This window comes from Polaribacter sp. Asnod1-A03 (genome assembly GCF_045063585.1).
Classification (GTDB): domain Bacteria; phylum Bacteroidota; class Bacteroidia; order Flavobacteriales; family Flavobacteriaceae; genus Polaribacter.
The window spans coordinates 1,759,920-1,775,933 of the sequence record NZ_JBEFOE010000009.1; the positions used below are offsets into that span (position 1 = coordinate 1,759,920).

Below are 16,014 nucleotides of genomic sequence, written 5' to 3' on the forward strand. Positions count from 1 at the left end.
ATATTGTACCGAGAAATAAAAATGAAAGCAATTTTAAACAAATTATATAATCACGAAAGATTGTCAAAATCAGAAGCAAAACAAATCTTAAAAGATATTGCTTCAGAAAAATACAACGATGCACATTTAGCGTCGTTTATGACGGTTTTTATGATGCGTCCAATTACAGCAGACGAACTTTCTGGTTTTAGAGACGCGTTAAAAGAATTATCTATAAAAGTAGATTTATCAGATTATAATACCATAGATATTGTTGGAACTGGTGGCGATGGAAAAGATACGTTCAATATATCAACCCTAACCTCTTTTATTGTTGCAGGAACCGGACAAAAAGTAGCAAAACACGGTAATTATTCGGTGTCTTCTCAATCGGGTTCTTCAGATATGTTAGAGAGTTTTGGATATAATTTTACCAATGATGAAAACATTTTAAAAGAACACTTAGAAAAAGCAAATATTTGTTTTTTACATGCGCCAAAATTTCATCCGGCAATGAAAGCAGTTGGACCAACAAGAAAGGCTTTGGCCTTAAAAACTTTCTTTAATATGTTAGGACCTTTGGTAAATCCGAGTTCGCCAAAAAACCACATGTTAGGTACGTTTAATTTAGAAGTTGCACGTTTGTACAACTATATTTTACAAGAAGAAAATATCAATTACGGAATTATTCATGCCTTAGATGGTTATGATGAAATTTCGTTAACAAGCGGATTTAAATTGTTTACTAAAAACGGAGAACAAATTATAAATCCAGAAGATTTAGGACAAAAAAGAATTCAACAATCAGAAATATTTGGAGGAAGCTCGGTTGCTGATGCTGCAAAAATTTTCAAATCAATTTTAGAAGGGAAAGGAACTGAAGCACAAAATAATGTAGTATTAACAAATGCTGCTTTTGCTTTAACGATTGTTGATGAAAATAAGTCTTTTGAAAACGCTTTTGCAGAATCAAAAGATTCGCTTTTTGGCTTAAAAGCGAAACAAACATTAGAAAAATTAGTAAGTATTTAATAACAAATTATAAATAATGTCATTTTGAGCTAAATGAAATGAAATTGAAAAATCTAAAAAGATTCTAGATTTCTCCATAAAGTCGAAATGATAAAATAATATAGAAAATGACTATACTTGATAAAATTATAGCTTTTAAAAAGAAGGAAATAGCAAAGATAAAGGCAGAAGTACCTGTTCAGAATTTAGTAAAAAGTCCTAGTTTTGGCAGAGAAACTTTTTCATTAAAAAAATCTTTGTTAGAAGTAGGTTCTACAGGGATTATTGCAGAATATAAACGCCAATCTCCATCAAAAGGAATTATTAATGACAAAGTAACAATTGCTGAGGTTACTAATGGTTATTTAGATGCAAATGTTGCAGCACAATCTATCTTAACAGATACTTCTTTCTTTGGAGGAACAATGGCAGATTTAATGGAAGCTAGAGTTATCAATCAACAAAAACCAATTCTTAGAAAAGACTTTATTGTAGATGGTTTTCAGATTGTAGAAGCAAAAGCAATTGGAGCAGATGTTGTTTTATTAATTGCTTCATGTTTAACATCATTAGAATTAAAAAACTACGGAAACTTAGCAACAGATTTAGGTTTAGAGGTTTTGTATGAGGTGCATACGCAAGAAGATTTAGATAAAATAAATGATTTAGATAATAAAATTATCGGAATTAACAACCGTAATTTAAAGACTTTTGAAGTTGATTTAGAACACTCTATTAAATTAGCCGGTCAAATTCCTGATACGTGTTTAAAAGTTTCTGAAAGTGGAATTTCTGATCCGAAGATTATTACAGGTTTAAAAGAATTTGGTTTTCAAGGTTTCTTAATTGGAGAAAACTTTATGAAAACTGAAAATCCTGGAGAAGCTTGTCAAGATTTTATCAATCAAATTAGATAGTTATGTCAGTTCGAGTGAATTTTGAGGAACTAAAAATTTGTATCGAGAACAAAATAATTTTTCGATACAATTTTCTCCTAAAATCAAAAACCACTCGAAGTGACAGCAATAAAATTATATTATGAAACTGAAAGTTTGTGGAATGAAATATGTAGAAAATATTCAGCAAGTTGCTGATTTAAAACCAGATTATTTAGGTTTTATTTTCTATGAAAAATCAAAAAGAAATTTTGAAGGAATTATTCCAGAATTTTCTAATTCAATTAAAAAAGCGGGTGTTTTTGTTAATGAATATATAGAAATTGTTATTTCTTTAATTGAAGAATATCGATTAGATGCGATTCAGTTACATGGTGATGAATCTGTTGATTATGTTATTAAATTAAAAAAACAACTAGCAGAAAATAGAGCTTTATTTATTGAAGAGAATAAGCAGATTAAAAAGAAGAAAAACCAACATTATATTTCTAAAAAAGAAGTTGAAATTATTAAAGTTTTCGGAATAAAAGATACATTTAAATTTGAGGTTTTAAAACCTTATTTAGAAGTAGTAGATTTCTTTTTATTTGATACAAAAGGAAAAGAAAGAGGCGGAAACGGAACAAAATTTGATTGGTCTGTTTTAGAAAAATATCCTTTTGATAAACCGTTCTTTTTAAGTGGAGGAATTGGTCTAGAGGATGTTGAAGAAGTACAAAAAATAATGAAATCAGATTTACCAATTTATGCATTAGACGTAAATAGTAAATTTGAAAGTAAACCAGGATTAAAGAATATTAATGAAGTAAAAAGCTTCAAGAATACATTATAATATGAAATCAAAATTTCACCCAGACAAAAATGGTTATTACGGGCAATTTGGAGGTGCATTTATCCCTGAATTATTATACCCAAATGTGAAAGAATTAGAAGATAATTATATTCAAATATTAGAATCTGATGAGTTTCAAGAAGAGTACAAATCATTATTAAAAGATTACGTTGGTCGCCCAAGTCCGTTGTATTTGGCAAAGCGTTTGTCAGAAAAATATGGTGCTTTTATTTATTTAAAACGAGAGGATTTAAATCATACAGGAGCACACAAAGTAAACAATACAATTGGTCAGATTTTGGTTGCTAAGAAATTAGGGAAAACCAAGATTATTGCAGAAACAGGAGCAGGACAACATGGAGTTGCAGCTGCAACAGTTTGTGCATTAATGGGCTTAGAATGTACAGTTTTTATGGGAGAAAAAGACATTAAGCGTCAAGCTCCAAATGTAGCTCGTATGAAAATGTTAGGGGCAAAAGTTGTACCGGCAACCAGCGGTTCTAAAACACTAAAAGATGCTACAAACGAAGCGATTCGTTATTGGATTCAGCATCCAGAAACATTTTATTTAATTGGTTCTGTAGTTGGTCCGCATCCATATCCAGATATGGTGGCGCGTTTACAAGCTGTAATATCAGAAGAAATGAAATGGCAATTAAAAGAAAAAACAGGTAAAGAAAATCCGGATACAATTATCGCTTGTGTTGGTGGAGGTTCTAATGCTGCTGGTGCTTTTTATCATTATATGGATGATGATGAAGTAGAATTAATTGCAGTAGAAGCTTCTGGTTTAGGCGTTAATTCTGGTGAAAGTGCTGCAACTTCTCAATTAGGAGAAGTAGGAATTATACATGGTTCTAAAACCATTTTAATGCAAGACGAATATGGACAAATTGTAGAACCTTATTCTATTTCTGCAGGTTTAGATTATCCTGGAGTTGGGCCTTTACATGCTTTTTTATATGAAAGTAAAAGAGCCAAGTTTATGGATGCAACAGATAAAGAAGCATTAGCAGCTGCTTATGAATTAACTAAAATAGAAGGAATTATTCCTGCTTTAGAAAGTGCGCATGCATTGGCAGTTTTACCAAAAATTAAGTTTACAAAAGACCAAGTTGTTGTTGTAAATTTATCGGGTAGAGGAGATAAAGATTTAGAAACATATATTAAAAATTTAGAAGATTAATGAATTCTAAAATAGAATACTTAGAAAACGAATTAACCTCTTTAAGAGAAGAATTAAGAAATCATAGTTTATATCAAAAACTAAATTCTATAGAAGATATTAAAATTTTTATGGAAGCTCATGTTTTTGCTGTTTGGGACTTTATGTCGCTTTTAAAAGCGTTACAAATCAATTTAACAACTGTTTCACTTCCTTGGATTCCGAAGAAAAATACAAACCTTGTACGCTTTATAAATGAGATTACTTTGGCAGAAGAAAGTGATGTTAATAAAGATGGCGTTTTAAAAAGTCATTACGAAATGTATTTGGATGCAATGCAAGAAATGAATGCAGATTGCACTATCATTGAAGATTTTATCAACAGAATTTCTGAAGGAGAAAATGTTATAAAATTGATTGATAACTTATCAATTAATAAAGCTGTAAAAGACTTTATTTTTTATACTTTTAAGATAATAGAAACCAATGAAAATCATAAAATAGCATCGTCTTTTACATTTGGAAGAGAAGATATTATACCAGATATGTTTTTAAAAATTGTTGATGAAACTACTTTGAAAAGTAATAAAAGATTTGATAATTTTATTTATTATTTACAAAGACATATTGATTTAGATGGTGATGAGCATGGACCTTTATCATTACAAATGATTGAAGAGTTATGCGGTAATGATGATAAAAAATGGAAAGAAGTTTTAGACGTAGCTAAAGAATCTTTACAAGTAAGAATTAATTTATGGAGTGCTGTAGAAGAGGAATTAAAAAGTAAAAAAGAATCAGTTTTAGCATGAAAAAGTTAGAAACAATTTTTCAAGAAAAGAAAAATTTATTATCAATTTATTTTACTTGCGGTTATCCTAAATTAGATGACACAACAAAAGTAATTACTGAGTTAGAAAAAAGTGGTGTAGATTTTATAGAGGTTGGTTTGCCATATTCTGATCCATTAGCAGACGGACCAACAATACAAGATAGTAGCCAAAAAGCGCTTGAAAACGGAATTAATTTAGATCTAATTTTTGACCAATTAATGTCTATTAAAGAAACCAATAAAACACCTTTGGTTTTAATGGGGTATTTAAATCAGATGTTAAAATACGGTGAAGAGAAGTTTTGCCAAAAAGTTGTAGATTGTGGTATTGAGACAGTTATTTTACCAGATTTACCAATGGTTGAATTTGAAAACCATTATAAAGCTTTGTTTGAAAAATACGGAATTACAAATGTATTTTTAATCACACCGCATACATCCGAAGAAAGAATTAGAAAAATAGATTCTTATACAAAAGCATTTATTTATGTTGTGGCTTCAGCTTCTATAACGGGAGCAAAAGGTGATATCTCTAATCAACAAATTGCTTATTTTGAAAGAATAAAAAGTATGAATCTAAAAAGTAATTTAATTGTTGGTTTCGGTATTTCTGATAAAGAAACTTTTAAGACAGCTTGTAAATATGCAAACGGAACAATTATAGGTTCTGCTTTTATCAAGAATTTAGGAAAAAAAGGTATTGATAAAATTGATGCTTTTATAAAACCGATAATTAGTTAACAAATTCTTAAATATTTCATAAAGAGTAATTAAAAAAAGGTTGAGTTCTTAATAAAGTTTAATTTGGTCATTAAAATTAAAATAATGATTAAAAATACTTTATTTTTTTATGCAGTTTTGTTTAGTACAACTGTATTAATAGCCCAAAAGACCTTAATAAGAATGCCATCTATAAGCCCAGACGCTTCTAAGATGGCATTTAGTTTTGATGGTGATATTTGGGTACTCGATTTAAATACAAACCAGCCTAAAAGATTAACCATTCACCAGGCTTATGAAACGAATCCTATATGGAATTCAGAAAGTAATCAGTTAGTTTTTACCTCTAATAGAAGAGGAAATACAAATATTTTTAAAACTGATTTAAATGGAGGTATTCCTACACAATTAACTTATTACCCTACAACAGATACACCTAGTCAATGGAATTCTGATGGAGAAATTATATTTTCTAGTAACAGAATATATAAGGGTACAGAAAGAGAATCGTCAATATATAAAATTAATGAAAATGGAAAAACTCCTAATCGGTTTATGACAGCTTTAGGGAGTCAGGCTTCAATTTCTCCTGATGGTAATTTTGTTGCTTTTGTAAAAGGAACTTGTAGAATTTCTAGAGAAGATTATAATGGTCCTGCACAAAGGGATATTTGGGTTTTTAACTTAAAAACTAAAGAATATCACCAAATTACTACCAGTAAAAAGAATGATCATTCTCCTCTTTGGGACGTTGATAATAATCTATATTATATTGGTGCAGAAAGTGGTAGGTATAATATTTATAAAACGTCTTTAAATACAAATGGTAGTAAAAAAGCTTCAGAAAATCAATTAACAGGTTTAAAAGTAAATGGTATTTTATCTTTTACTGTAAGTAGTAACGGAACCATTATTTATAATAGCGGATTAGATGTTTTTAAAATTGAAAATAACGCTGTATCAAAAATAAACTTAAATCTATCTACAGATAATAGATTTGAATTGGAAGAAACAGAAACAGTATCTAACGGAATTAGAGACTTAAATGTTTCTCCAAATGGTAAATTAATAGCGTTGAGTATTAATGGAGAAATTTTTGTAAAAGAAAATACTAAAGAAAAATCAAAATCTAATAATGTAAGTAATCATCCTTTTAAAGATGATAATCCTTTTTGGATTGATGATAATACATTAGGTTTTTTATCAGATAGAAGTGGCCTAAACGAACTTTATAAAGTAGTTTCTACAGAAGATAATGTAAACTTAAGTAGAAGTTTAAAAACAAAAGTTACACAACTTACCAAAAGTAAAATAGATGTTTTTGAACCTTTAGTGTCGCCAAACGGAAAGAAAATTTCTTATAGAGTTGGTAGAGGCCAATTAGTAATTGCAGATTTAAAAGAAGGTAAATTAACTAATATCAAAAGTTACTCAGATACTTGGGCAGCAGCAGAGGGTGTTGCTTGGAGTCCAGATAGCAAATACATCGCATATTCTCAAAAAGATTTAAATTTTGATAGCGAAATCTATATTCAGTCTATAGAAAATTCATCAAAGAAAATAAATGTTTCTATGCATCCAAGATCAGATTCTTCTCCAGTTTGGAGTCCAGATGGTAAAAAACTTTCTTTTGTTTCTAATAGAGCAGGAGATAGAGGCGGAATTAATTATGATACTTGGATGGTTTGGTTAGAAAAATCTGATTGGGAAAAAACAAGAGCAGATTTTGCAGAAGGAGATTATTATGATACAAATAATGATGATTCTAAAAGCAAAAAAGAAAAGAAAGTAGTAACTGTAAAAATAGACGAAGAGAAAATCTATGATAGATTGGTACAGTTAACTAATTGGGGTGGTAATGAATATGGTAGATTATTTAGTGTTGATAGCAAAAGTATATATGTGTCTGCTGTAGACCCAACAACAGGTCAAAATGCTCTTTATAAAATAGCTATTAAAGCAGGAAACCCAAAATTAGTTAAAGGCGTAGCTAATTTACGTGGCTTCAGTTTAAATAAAGATAATCTTTATTACTCTGCCGCCGGAAAATTAAAATCTTTAAACTTAAAATCAGATAAGATTTCATCTTTTTCTCATTCAGCTATTTATACAACCAACTTTAGCAAATTAAATGAACAGGTTTTTGAAGAAGGAGTAAGAGCGATAACAGCTGGTTTTTATGACCCTAAATTTCATGGATATAATTGGGATGAGATTGTAAAAAGATACAGACCAATGGTTTTAGCTGCCGTTACAAAGCAAGATTATACATTTATGTTTAATAATATGCTAGGTCAGTTAAATGCTAGTCATATGGGATATAGAGGAAGAACACCAGAAAAAGTTTCTAATGATAATGTTGGTTTGTTAGGGTTAGATGTTTCTAATGTAAATAGTGGAGTAAAAATCAATTTTATTTTACCGAACTCTGCAGCAACAAAAACAAATGTTTCTTTAAATGAAGGTGATGTTATTACTGCTGTAAACGGAAAAAAGATTACAAAAAACACTAATTTTTATAGCTTATTAAAAAATACATCAGAAAATGAGATTTTATTAACTTTAGGGGATAAAAGAGAGGTTGTTGTAAGAACAGAATCTAGTAGAACAATAAGTGGCTTACGTTATGAGGAATGGATAAATTCTAGAAAAAAGTTAGTTGATGAATATTCTAATGGACAATTAGGATATATTCATATACAAGGAATGAATTTACCAAGTTTTGAACGTTTTGAGAGAGAGTTAAAAGCCAGTGGTTATGGTAAAAAAGGAATTGTAATAGATGTTAGAAATAATGGTGGTGGATGGACAACAGATCGTTTAATGGCTGTATTAACGGTACAACAACATTCGTATACAGTACCAAGAGGTGCAACAGATAACTTACAAAAAGATAATAAAGATTTTATTGGCAATTATCCTTTTAATGAAAGAGCTTTGTTAGCGGTAAATACAAAACCTTTGGTTGCATTAACCAATGAAAGTAGTTACTCTAATGCAGAAATTTTTGCACATGCATTTAAAAGTTTTAAGTTAGGTAAAATAGTTGGCCAACCAACTTTTGGAGCAGTAATCTCTACCGGCTCTCATAGATTACAAGACGGTTCTATTCGAATGCCATACAGAGCTTGGTATGTTAAAGAAACTGGTAAAAATATGGAACATGGTCCTGCAGTACCAGATTATTTAGTACAAAATAAACCAGGATGGAAAGCAAGAGGAGAAGACGACCAGTTAAAGAAAGCTGTAGAAGTTTTGTTGCAAGACTTAAATTAAAAGAAATCTAGACAAAAAAAAGCGAAACTTAATAAGTTTCGCTTTTTTTATGACGTTTAAAACTATTTAGTCATTAACGCTAATTAAATTTATATCAAACGCTAATACAGTAAAACCAGGTATAGAACCACTTCCGTATTCTCCGTAACCTAAAGTATAAGGCATTAATAAGGTACCTTCTCCACCTTCTTTAAAGTAAGTAACTCCTTCTGTGAACCCTGCAATTAATTGGCTTAAATTAAAAGATACTCCAGCATCAGTACTTTCATCAAAAACAGTTCCGTCTAATAAATACCCTTTATAGGCAACTGTTACATTAGAGTCGCTTGTTGGTTGAGTTCCTGTCCCTTCATTATTAACAACATAATACAAACCAGACTCTGTTTTTGTAGCTGTTAAATCATTATCTTCTATATATTGTAAAATAAGAACATCATTTTGTTCTTCATAATCAGCATAAGAATTATTAATTTTTATGTCAAAAATTAATACAGCACCTCCGGGAATTACATCACCGTTACCATAATCTCCATAAGCCAACTCAGAAGGGATTATTAATGTACCATCTCCTCCTTCTTTAAAAAGCTGAAGACCTTCTTTAAAACCATTAATTACTTGTGGTAAATATAATACTGCTCCATCATATTCGTCAAAAAGAGAACCATCTAAAAAATATCCTTTGTAATCAATTTCTACAACAGAGCTTTCTGTAGGAGTCGCTCCAGTTCCTTCATTATTAATAATATAGTATAGACCAGAATCTGTTTTTGAAGCCGTTAAATTATTATCTGTTATATATTGTAAGATGTCTTCTTCAGTTTCTTGTGTAAAAGAATTAGAGTCATCACTATTACAAGAATTAAAAAGAATTAATGAGAAAAAAAGTAATAAATATGATTTCATTTTAATGTGTTTTTTATGGTTTTTGGCAAATATACTTTGATTATTTTAAAAAACCTTTTGGCTTTTAAATAAGTTAAAAGAGGTTAATTTTATCAACTTTAATAAGGGTGGTTAAATTACTATACTTTTTTGATAAAATCTTACAGAAAGATTATTTAACATTGATTATCTCTACTTTTTAACGCTTTAAATATATTAAAAGTATCATTTTAGCTATAAATACTTCTTAAATTTGTACTATAAATTGTAATATGATTAAAAACTTAATTAGGTATTTTAAAAGTATCGATTTTTTTAAAGCATTTTTAGTTGCCATCTCAATGGTGATTCCTGTATTGGTGTCAATTTATTTTTTTGATAGTTTTACAATTGGTTTTAGTTTTGCTTTAGGTACTATTTTTAGTGCGCCTTCTGATGTGTCTGGAAGTTTAAAGCATAAATTTTATGGTATACTAGCTTCTATCATTTTATCTTTTTTGATAACATTATTAATTGGTACTTTTAGTGGTTCCTTGTTTGTATCAGTGCCTTTATTAATTATTTTAACCTTTTCTATATCTTATATTTCTGTTTTTGGTTTTAGAGCTTCTTTAGTCTCTTTATCTGGTTTAATAGCGTTAGTTTTAGCTTTTGCTAATCAGAGTGCAGAAATTTCTGTTTTTGAACATTCTTTGTATATTTTATTGGGTGGTTTTTGGTACTTGTTTTTAACAGTGATAACACAATTATCGTTACCAAGTGTTCAGGTAGATAATTTGTTTGTTAATCTGATTGAAAAAACATCTGAATTTATAAAAATAAGAGGCAAATTATTAGTTGAGGTAGAAAATAGAACAACGTTATTAGAACAAAATTTTAAACTTCAAGTAGAAATAAATGAGTTACACGAAACGATTAGAGAAGTTATTTTAGACAAAAGATTAAGTTCTGGTTTTAGTAATAGAACAAGAAGACAGCAATTAATTTTTTCTAAGATTATAGAGATTTATGAATTGGCAATATCTAATACCATTGATTATGAAAAATTTGATACATTCTTTAAAGAACATCAAGAAAAAATAGATGAATTTAAGCTCTTAATTTTTGAAATTTCAAACAGGTTAAATCATATTTCTAAAGTTATTTTAAATGAAGAAAAACTTTCATTTAAAAATAATTTTAAGGTTTTAATTAAAAAGATAGAAAACCACATAGAAATTTATAAAGTAAGTGTTGGTATGCCAACATCTAGAGAAGGCACTATATTTTTACTGAATTACAAAGAATATCAAGAAAAGCAAATTAGCAATTTAATTGATATTGTAAGAATATTAGATAGTTATTCTAAAAATGATAAAATTAGAGCAATAAAAGATGTAGAACAATTTTTAACTCCACAAGACTATGATCTCAGAAAATTAAAAGCAAACTTTAGTTTTAAATCACCAATATTTAGGCATTCTTTAAGGTTAACACTTACCATGTTAATCGGTTTTATTATTGGTAATTTTATAGAAATGCAACAATCTTATTGGATTTTATTAACCGTAGTTGTAATTATGAGACCAAGCTACGGGTTAACAAAAGAGAGAACTAAAAATAGAGTAGTAGGTACTTTAATTGGTGCTGCAATTGCAGTAGCAATTGTTTTTTTAACACAAAACACAGTAATTTATGCCCTAATTGCTGCACTGTCTTTAATTATTGGTTTTTCTTTAGTAAAACAAAATTATAGAAACGGAGCAGCATTTATAACGGTCTATGTTATTTTTATGTATGCATTAATTCATCCTAATATATTAACAGTTATAGAATTTAGGGTTTTTGATACTTTAATTGGGTCTGTGTTGGCTTATTTGGGTAATTACTTTTTTTGGCCTGTTTGGGAGTCTAAAAATATCAAAGAATTTTTCTCAAATTCAATAGATAGTTTTGTCGAATTTTTAAAAGAGATAGATGCTTTTTATCATAAAAAGGGAGAAGTTTCTACCGCATATGGTTTGGCAAGAAAAGAAGCTTTCTTACAAGTTGGTAATTTAAATTCTGCTTATCAAAGATTGATTCAAGAACCAAAATCCAAACAACAAAATTTGGCTACAATTTACGAATTGATGACTATTTTTAATACCTATTTATCTTCGCTAACGTCTTTAGGTGTATATATAAGAACAAATGAAACAGGTAAAGTACCACAACAATTTGAGGTTTATATAAAATATATTTTAGCAAATTTAGAGAAGGCAAAAGATATTTTAAACAATTCAGAAACTAAAATTTCTCTGGAGAATAAAGAGTTAGATGTAGCAACAAAAAATTATGAAGATTATTTTAAAAATCTAGCCCTAAAGAGAGATAAAGAAATAGAAGAAGGATTGCCAATTACAAAAGAAATGAGAATGAAATTGCACGAAATACAATTGGTATCAGAACAAGTAAGATGGATGTTTAATTTGTCTGAGAATTTAGTAAAAAAAGTAAAATTGATATAATAAAGAATAAAGTGATAAATTTTTCATCAATTTTAAAATCAATCGTTTTAAAATTGATGAAAATAAATGTATTTTTAGTAAACTTTTTCTCCATTTAAAAAAGTAGAAATTACTTTTGTTTTTGGTATTTTACTTCCCTCAACTTCCATAATATCTTGATTTAAAATCACAAAATCTGCAAATTTACCCACTTCTATAGATCCTTTTTCTTCTTCTTCAAAATTAGAATAAGCAGCCCAAATAGTCATTCCTTTTAAAGTTTCTTCTCTACTTAAAGCATTTTCCATTTGGAAACCATCTTCTGGATAATTGTTGATGTCTTTTCTAATTGTTGCTGCATAAAACGTTAAAAACGGATTTACTTGTTCTACGGGAAAATCTGTACCTAAAGCAATTTTACCATAACTATCTAACAAATCTTTAAAAGCATAAGCGCCTTTCATTCTTTCTTCTCCAATACGGTCTTTTGCCCAATACATATCAGATGTTGCGTGTGTTGGTTGTACGGAAGGCAATATATTATCAAATTTTGAGAAATCTTCTGGAGAAATAATTTGAGCATGTTCAATTCTCCAACGTCTGTTTTTTTGACCTTTTAAAACTTCGCTGTAGGTTTTTGCAAGCCAGTTATTTGCAGAATCTCCAATAGCATGTGTGTTCATTTGAAATTCTGAATTTGCAATCTGTTTTGCAATTTCTTGATATCTTTCTGGCGAGTAAATTAAAGCTCCAAAATGATTATCTCTGTCGGAATAAGATGTTCGCATTGCAGCTCCTCTAGAACCTAAAGCACCATCACCATAAACTTTAAAAGAGCGCACATTTAATCTATCCGTTTTAATGATTCCTTTGTTAAGGTAGTAATCTATTTGCTCTTGTTTATCACCAGAAATCATGGCGTAAATACGCATTTTTAAACTTTCTGCTTGTTGTAAACTATCTATCAATTCAATAGTACTTCTATCTAAACCAGCGTCATCAATAGTTGTTAATCCGTAGGAAAAAGAAATCTTTTCAGCATCTAATAAACCCTGAATAGCTTCTTGTTTTGTAGTTGCTGGAAACTTGATAAAATCCATAGCAGCATCAATTAAAACACCTGTAATTTTGCCGTTTTTTTTGATAATTTCTCCACCAGACACTTTGGTGTCTTTTGTGATATCAGATAAATCTAATGCAGCTTGATTTACCAATAAAGCGTGTCCGTCAACTCTACCAACAGCAACCGGAGTTGTAGGGAATAATTCATCTAATCTTTCTTTAGTCGGGAATTCTTTTATTTCCCAATCATTTTGATCCCAACCACGACCTGTAATAAAAGCAACATTTTTCTCTTTCTGAAAAGCAACGATTCTTTCTAAAACTTCATCGTAACTTTTTGTGCCATCTAAAGCTACTTTTTGTTGTTGTAAACCCATTCTAAAAAAATGACAATGTGCATCAATTAAACCAGGAACAATAGTTTGGTTTTTAGCATCAATAGTATTTTTAGTTTCGTATTTTTTTTGAATTTCTTTGGATGTACCTACAGCTATAAATTTACCATCTTTTATGGCAAATGCTTCTGTTTTATCAAAATTATCATTTACAGTATAGGTGTTAGAGTTTATGATAATAGTGTCTACTTTTTCTTTATTACAAGCAAAAAGTAGGATTGATAAACTTAAGGTTAATATATTTTTTTTCATTTTTATATTTTATAAAAAACTGATTTTAAAGTTTTACTGGTGTATTACTGTATAAATATTTATCCATTAAATAAATCAAACTTGTCATAGAAGCACTTCCTAATTCTAGCTCACGTTTGTTTACTTTATCAAAAGTATCTGTACTTGTATGGTGGTAATCAAAATAGCGTTGAGAATCTGGTCTGTAACCAACTAAAGTTACATTTTCTCCTTTTAAAGGACCAATATCTGCACCAGAACCACCTTTGTCTAAATCGTGTAATCCGTAAGGCGATAACAACTTTTTCCAACTTTGTAATAATTTTGTATTCACAGTATTTGCATCAATAGAAAAACCTCTTGGTGTATGACCACCAGCATCAGATTCTATACCTCCTATATGATTTTCTTTATTCAATTTTGCTAATTCCGCGTATTTTTTAGCACCTCTTGTTCCATTTTCTTCATTCATAAAAAATACAACTCTTAAGGTGTTTTTAGGTTTGATGTTGTTTTTTTTAAATAAATAAGCTACCTCTAAAGACTGTACAATTCCTGTTCCGTCATCATGTGCACCTTCACCTAAATCCCAAGAATCTAAATGACCACCTACTACAAAAATATTTTCAGGAGTTTCAGATCCTTTAATTTCTCCGACAACATTAAAAGAAGGAGCGTCAGGTAAGTTTTTACAACTTTGTTTAAAGTAGAATTTTAAATTAGGATTTGCTTTTAAATCATCACTTAAAATATTTGCAGCTCTAGAACTAATTGCAGCAGTTGGTATGTGTTTTTCTTCTGGTAAATCTCCGTAACTCATGGTTCCGGTATGCGGGTAGTCATCAATAGCATTTGTCATAGAACGTACAATTACACCTTTTGCACCAAACTCGCCACAAACTGTTGCACCTCTAACACGTTGGTCTACACAACCACCGTAAGCTTTAAAAGTATTGATTAATGTATTGTCGAAAGGGCGATTGAAAAATACAATTTTACCTTTCATTTTATTACCTAGAGCAGCCGCTTCTTCTAAACTTTTTACTTCTAGAACTTCTGCTAAAACTCCATTTTTTGGTGTTGCAATAGAAAAACCTAAAGCGCAAATTGGTACATTTTTTTGAACTCCGTTTGTAGTGTAAGTGGCAACTTCTTTTTCTCCACGAACCCAATGTGGAACCATAACTGGTTGCAACCAAACTGAATCTAAACCAACTTCATTCATTAATTTTTCTCCCCATTCTACCGCTTGTTGTGCTTCTGGAGAACCAGATAATCGCCCACCAATATTTTGAGTTAAATCTCTAAGCCACTCGTAAGATTTACTTTCTGTAAGAGCAGAATTAAAAATAGTTTTTATTTGAGTAGAATCTATTTTTTCTTCAGCAGAAAATTTAGTCGAAGCTAATTTTGTTTCTTGTTTCTGGTTACAAGAAATAATTAAGATTGAAATTGAAATAAAGAGTAGTAGTTTTTTCATTTTTGTGTAAATTATTTGATTTTATAAATCTACAAAAATGAAATTAAAAACCTAAAATAGTTATAGTTGATTCAGTCTTTTTTCAGCTTGATTAAGTGTTAATCGATGATTTTTAACACTTGCTTTAGACATTGACTGTATTTCTGAGATAATTTCTGTTAAAACTTCTTTTGCTTCTTTATTTTTATTTCTTCGGACTAAAAAGTTAGAGAATTCTAATCTTTCTGTGTAATTCGAATATCTAACATCTACTTTTTTAAGTTGATTTTCTGCTTCATCCAAATTTCCTTTTTTCTCTAAAGCCAAACCATAAAAATAAAGCGATTCTTTAAAATCTTTGTCTAAATCTATTTTATGTGAAATTGCGATTACTTTATCATAATCAGCAATTTTAAAATAGCATTTTATTAATTTATTTAAGGTGTAAGGTTCGTCTTTAAAATTAGCTTCTAAAGCATTTTCATAATAAAAAATGGCTTTCTCATAATCTTTATGAGTTAAATATGCATCTGCTAAATTTATTTTATTTTGAAAAGTGTTAGAGAACTCTAACTCCTTTTCTAAATCTTTAATTTTTTTAGTAGGGTTTATAATAGTAGTAATTTCCTCGGTAATATTAGTTACATCTTTTTTGTTAATTACATTTGTAATTAAGTATATGATAGAACCCAAAACAGGAATAAAAAAGATGATAAAATACCAATAATAGTTACTGCCGTTTTTGTATGCATGGTAAATGCAAAACACTTGTAAAGCAATTGTTAGGTAATAAATTATCATACTAT

At 29.2% G+C, this 16,014-nt stretch carries 12 protein-coding genes; 8 read left to right on the forward strand and 4 right to left on the reverse strand.

Features of this window, described 5'->3' with window-relative positions; genetic code table 11:
• Window positions 1–21 precede the first annotated feature (21 nt).
• The 7 genes from trpD to ACJJVY_RS08225 all read left to right on the forward strand — a co-directional run bounded on the left by trpD (window position 22) and on the right by ACJJVY_RS08225 (window position 8,711).
• On the forward strand, window positions 22–1,011 hold the full coding sequence (gene trpD / locus ACJJVY_RS08195) for an anthranilate phosphoribosyltransferase (RefSeq protein WP_405606741.1): 990 nt from the start codon (window positions 22–24) through the stop codon (window positions 1,009–1,011).
• Between the two features lie 107 nt (window positions 1,012–1,118).
• A complete protein-coding gene (gene trpC, locus ACJJVY_RS08200; protein ID WP_405606743.1) occupies window positions 1,119–1,907 on the forward strand; it encodes an indole-3-glycerol phosphate synthase TrpC in 789 nt (262 codons plus the stop codon).
• A 121-nt stretch (window positions 1,908–2,028) separates the two neighbouring features.
• On the forward strand, window positions 2,029–2,718 hold the full coding sequence (locus ACJJVY_RS08205; RefSeq protein WP_405606745.1) for a phosphoribosylanthranilate isomerase: 690 nt from the start codon (window positions 2,029–2,031) through the stop codon (window positions 2,716–2,718).
• 1 nt (window position 2,719) lies between these two features.
• Window positions 2,720–3,904 (forward strand): tryptophan synthase subunit beta, encoded by a 1,185-nt coding sequence (trpB, locus tag ACJJVY_RS08210; protein ID WP_405606747.1) that lies wholly within the window; start codon window positions 2,720–2,722, stop codon window positions 3,902–3,904.
• Window positions 3,904–4,695 carry a DUF3050 domain-containing protein gene (locus ACJJVY_RS08215; RefSeq protein ID WP_405606749.1) on the forward strand — a complete coding sequence of 264 codons (792 nt, stop codon included), beginning with the start codon at window positions 3,904–3,906 and terminating at the stop codon, window positions 4,693–4,695. The genes trpB and ACJJVY_RS08215 overlap by 1 nt, the downstream gene beginning before the upstream one ends.
• Window positions 4,692–5,456 (forward strand): tryptophan synthase subunit alpha, encoded by a 765-nt coding sequence (gene trpA / locus ACJJVY_RS08220; RefSeq protein ID WP_405606751.1) that lies wholly within the window; start codon window positions 4,692–4,694, stop codon window positions 5,454–5,456. The genes ACJJVY_RS08215 and trpA overlap by 4 nt, the downstream gene beginning before the upstream one ends.
• An 84-nt stretch (window positions 5,457–5,540) precedes the next feature.
• The gene (locus ACJJVY_RS08225) at window positions 5,541–8,711 is read left to right on the forward strand and encodes a S41 family peptidase (RefSeq protein WP_405606753.1); all 3,171 of its coding nucleotides are present in this window, start codon (window positions 5,541–5,543) and stop codon (window positions 8,709–8,711) included.
• A 66-nt stretch (window positions 8,712–8,777) separates the two neighbouring features.
• Here the strand turns inward: ACJJVY_RS08225 and ACJJVY_RS08230 are convergent, their stop codons facing one another.
• A complete protein-coding gene (locus tag ACJJVY_RS08230) occupies window positions 8,778–9,614 on the reverse strand; it encodes an FKBP-type peptidyl-prolyl cis-trans isomerase (protein ID WP_405606755.1) in 837 nt (278 codons plus the stop codon).
• Between the two features lie 251 nt (window positions 9,615–9,865).
• On the opposite strand from ACJJVY_RS08230, the gene ACJJVY_RS08235 reads away from it, so the two are divergent.
• Window positions 9,866–12,082: an FUSC family protein gene (locus tag ACJJVY_RS08235; protein WP_405606757.1), complete on the forward strand. Its 2,217-nt coding sequence runs from the start codon at window positions 9,866–9,868 to the stop codon at window positions 12,080–12,082.
• A gap of 74 nt (window positions 12,083–12,156) precedes the next feature.
• Here ACJJVY_RS08235 and ACJJVY_RS08240 read toward each other — a convergent pair whose 3' ends face one another.
• From ACJJVY_RS08240 to ACJJVY_RS08250, 3 genes are read right to left on the reverse strand one after another with little or no spacing between them, the layout of a single operon-like run.
• Window positions 12,157–13,770 (reverse strand): amidohydrolase, encoded by a 1,614-nt coding sequence (locus tag ACJJVY_RS08240; protein ID WP_405606759.1) that lies wholly within the window; start codon window positions 13,768–13,770, stop codon window positions 12,157–12,159.
• A gap of 25 nt (window positions 13,771–13,795) precedes the next feature.
• On the reverse strand, window positions 13,796–15,229 hold the full coding sequence (locus ACJJVY_RS08245) for a M20/M25/M40 family metallo-hydrolase (RefSeq protein ID WP_405606761.1): 1,434 nt from the start codon (window positions 15,227–15,229) through the stop codon (window positions 13,796–13,798).
• Window positions 15,230–15,289: 60 nt separating this feature from the next.
• Window positions 15,290–16,009, reverse strand: a complete 720-nt coding sequence (locus tag ACJJVY_RS08250; protein ID WP_405606763.1) for a tetratricopeptide repeat protein — start codon at window positions 16,007–16,009, stop codon at window positions 15,290–15,292.
• Window positions 16,010–16,014: the final 5 nt, after the last annotated feature.

Coding starts and splice junctions, on each gene's coding strand:
- trpD (WP_405606741.1), top strand. CDS start 22: ATGAAAGCAATTTTAAACAAATTATATAATCACGAAAGATTGTCAAAA.
- trpC (WP_405606743.1), top strand. CDS start 1,119: ATGACTATACTTGATAAAATTATAGCTTTTAAAAAGAAGGAAATAGCA.
- ACJJVY_RS08205 (WP_405606745.1), top strand. CDS start 2,029: ATGAAACTGAAAGTTTGTGGAATGAAATATGTAGAAAATATTCAGCAA.
- trpB (WP_405606747.1), top strand. CDS start 2,720: ATGAAATCAAAATTTCACCCAGACAAAAATGGTTATTACGGGCAATTT.
- ACJJVY_RS08215 (WP_405606749.1), top strand. CDS start 3,904: ATGAATTCTAAAATAGAATACTTAGAAAACGAATTAACCTCTTTAAGA.
- trpA (WP_405606751.1), top strand. CDS start 4,692: ATGAAAAAGTTAGAAACAATTTTTCAAGAAAAGAAAAATTTATTATCA.
- ACJJVY_RS08225 (WP_405606753.1), top strand. CDS start 5,541: ATGATTAAAAATACTTTATTTTTTTATGCAGTTTTGTTTAGTACAACT.
- ACJJVY_RS08230 (WP_405606755.1), bottom strand. CDS start 9,614: ATGAAATCATATTTATTACTTTTTTTCTCATTAATTCTTTTTAATTCT.
- ACJJVY_RS08235 (WP_405606757.1), top strand. CDS start 9,866: ATGATTAAAAACTTAATTAGGTATTTTAAAAGTATCGATTTTTTTAAA.
- ACJJVY_RS08240 (WP_405606759.1), bottom strand. CDS start 13,770: ATGAAAAAAAATATATTAACCTTAAGTTTATCAATCCTACTTTTTGCT.
- ACJJVY_RS08245 (WP_405606761.1), bottom strand. CDS start 15,229: ATGAAAAAACTACTACTCTTTATTTCAATTTCAATCTTAATTATTTCT.
- ACJJVY_RS08250 (WP_405606763.1), bottom strand. CDS start 16,009: ATGATAATTTATTACCTAACAATTGCTTTACAAGTGTTTTGCATTTAC.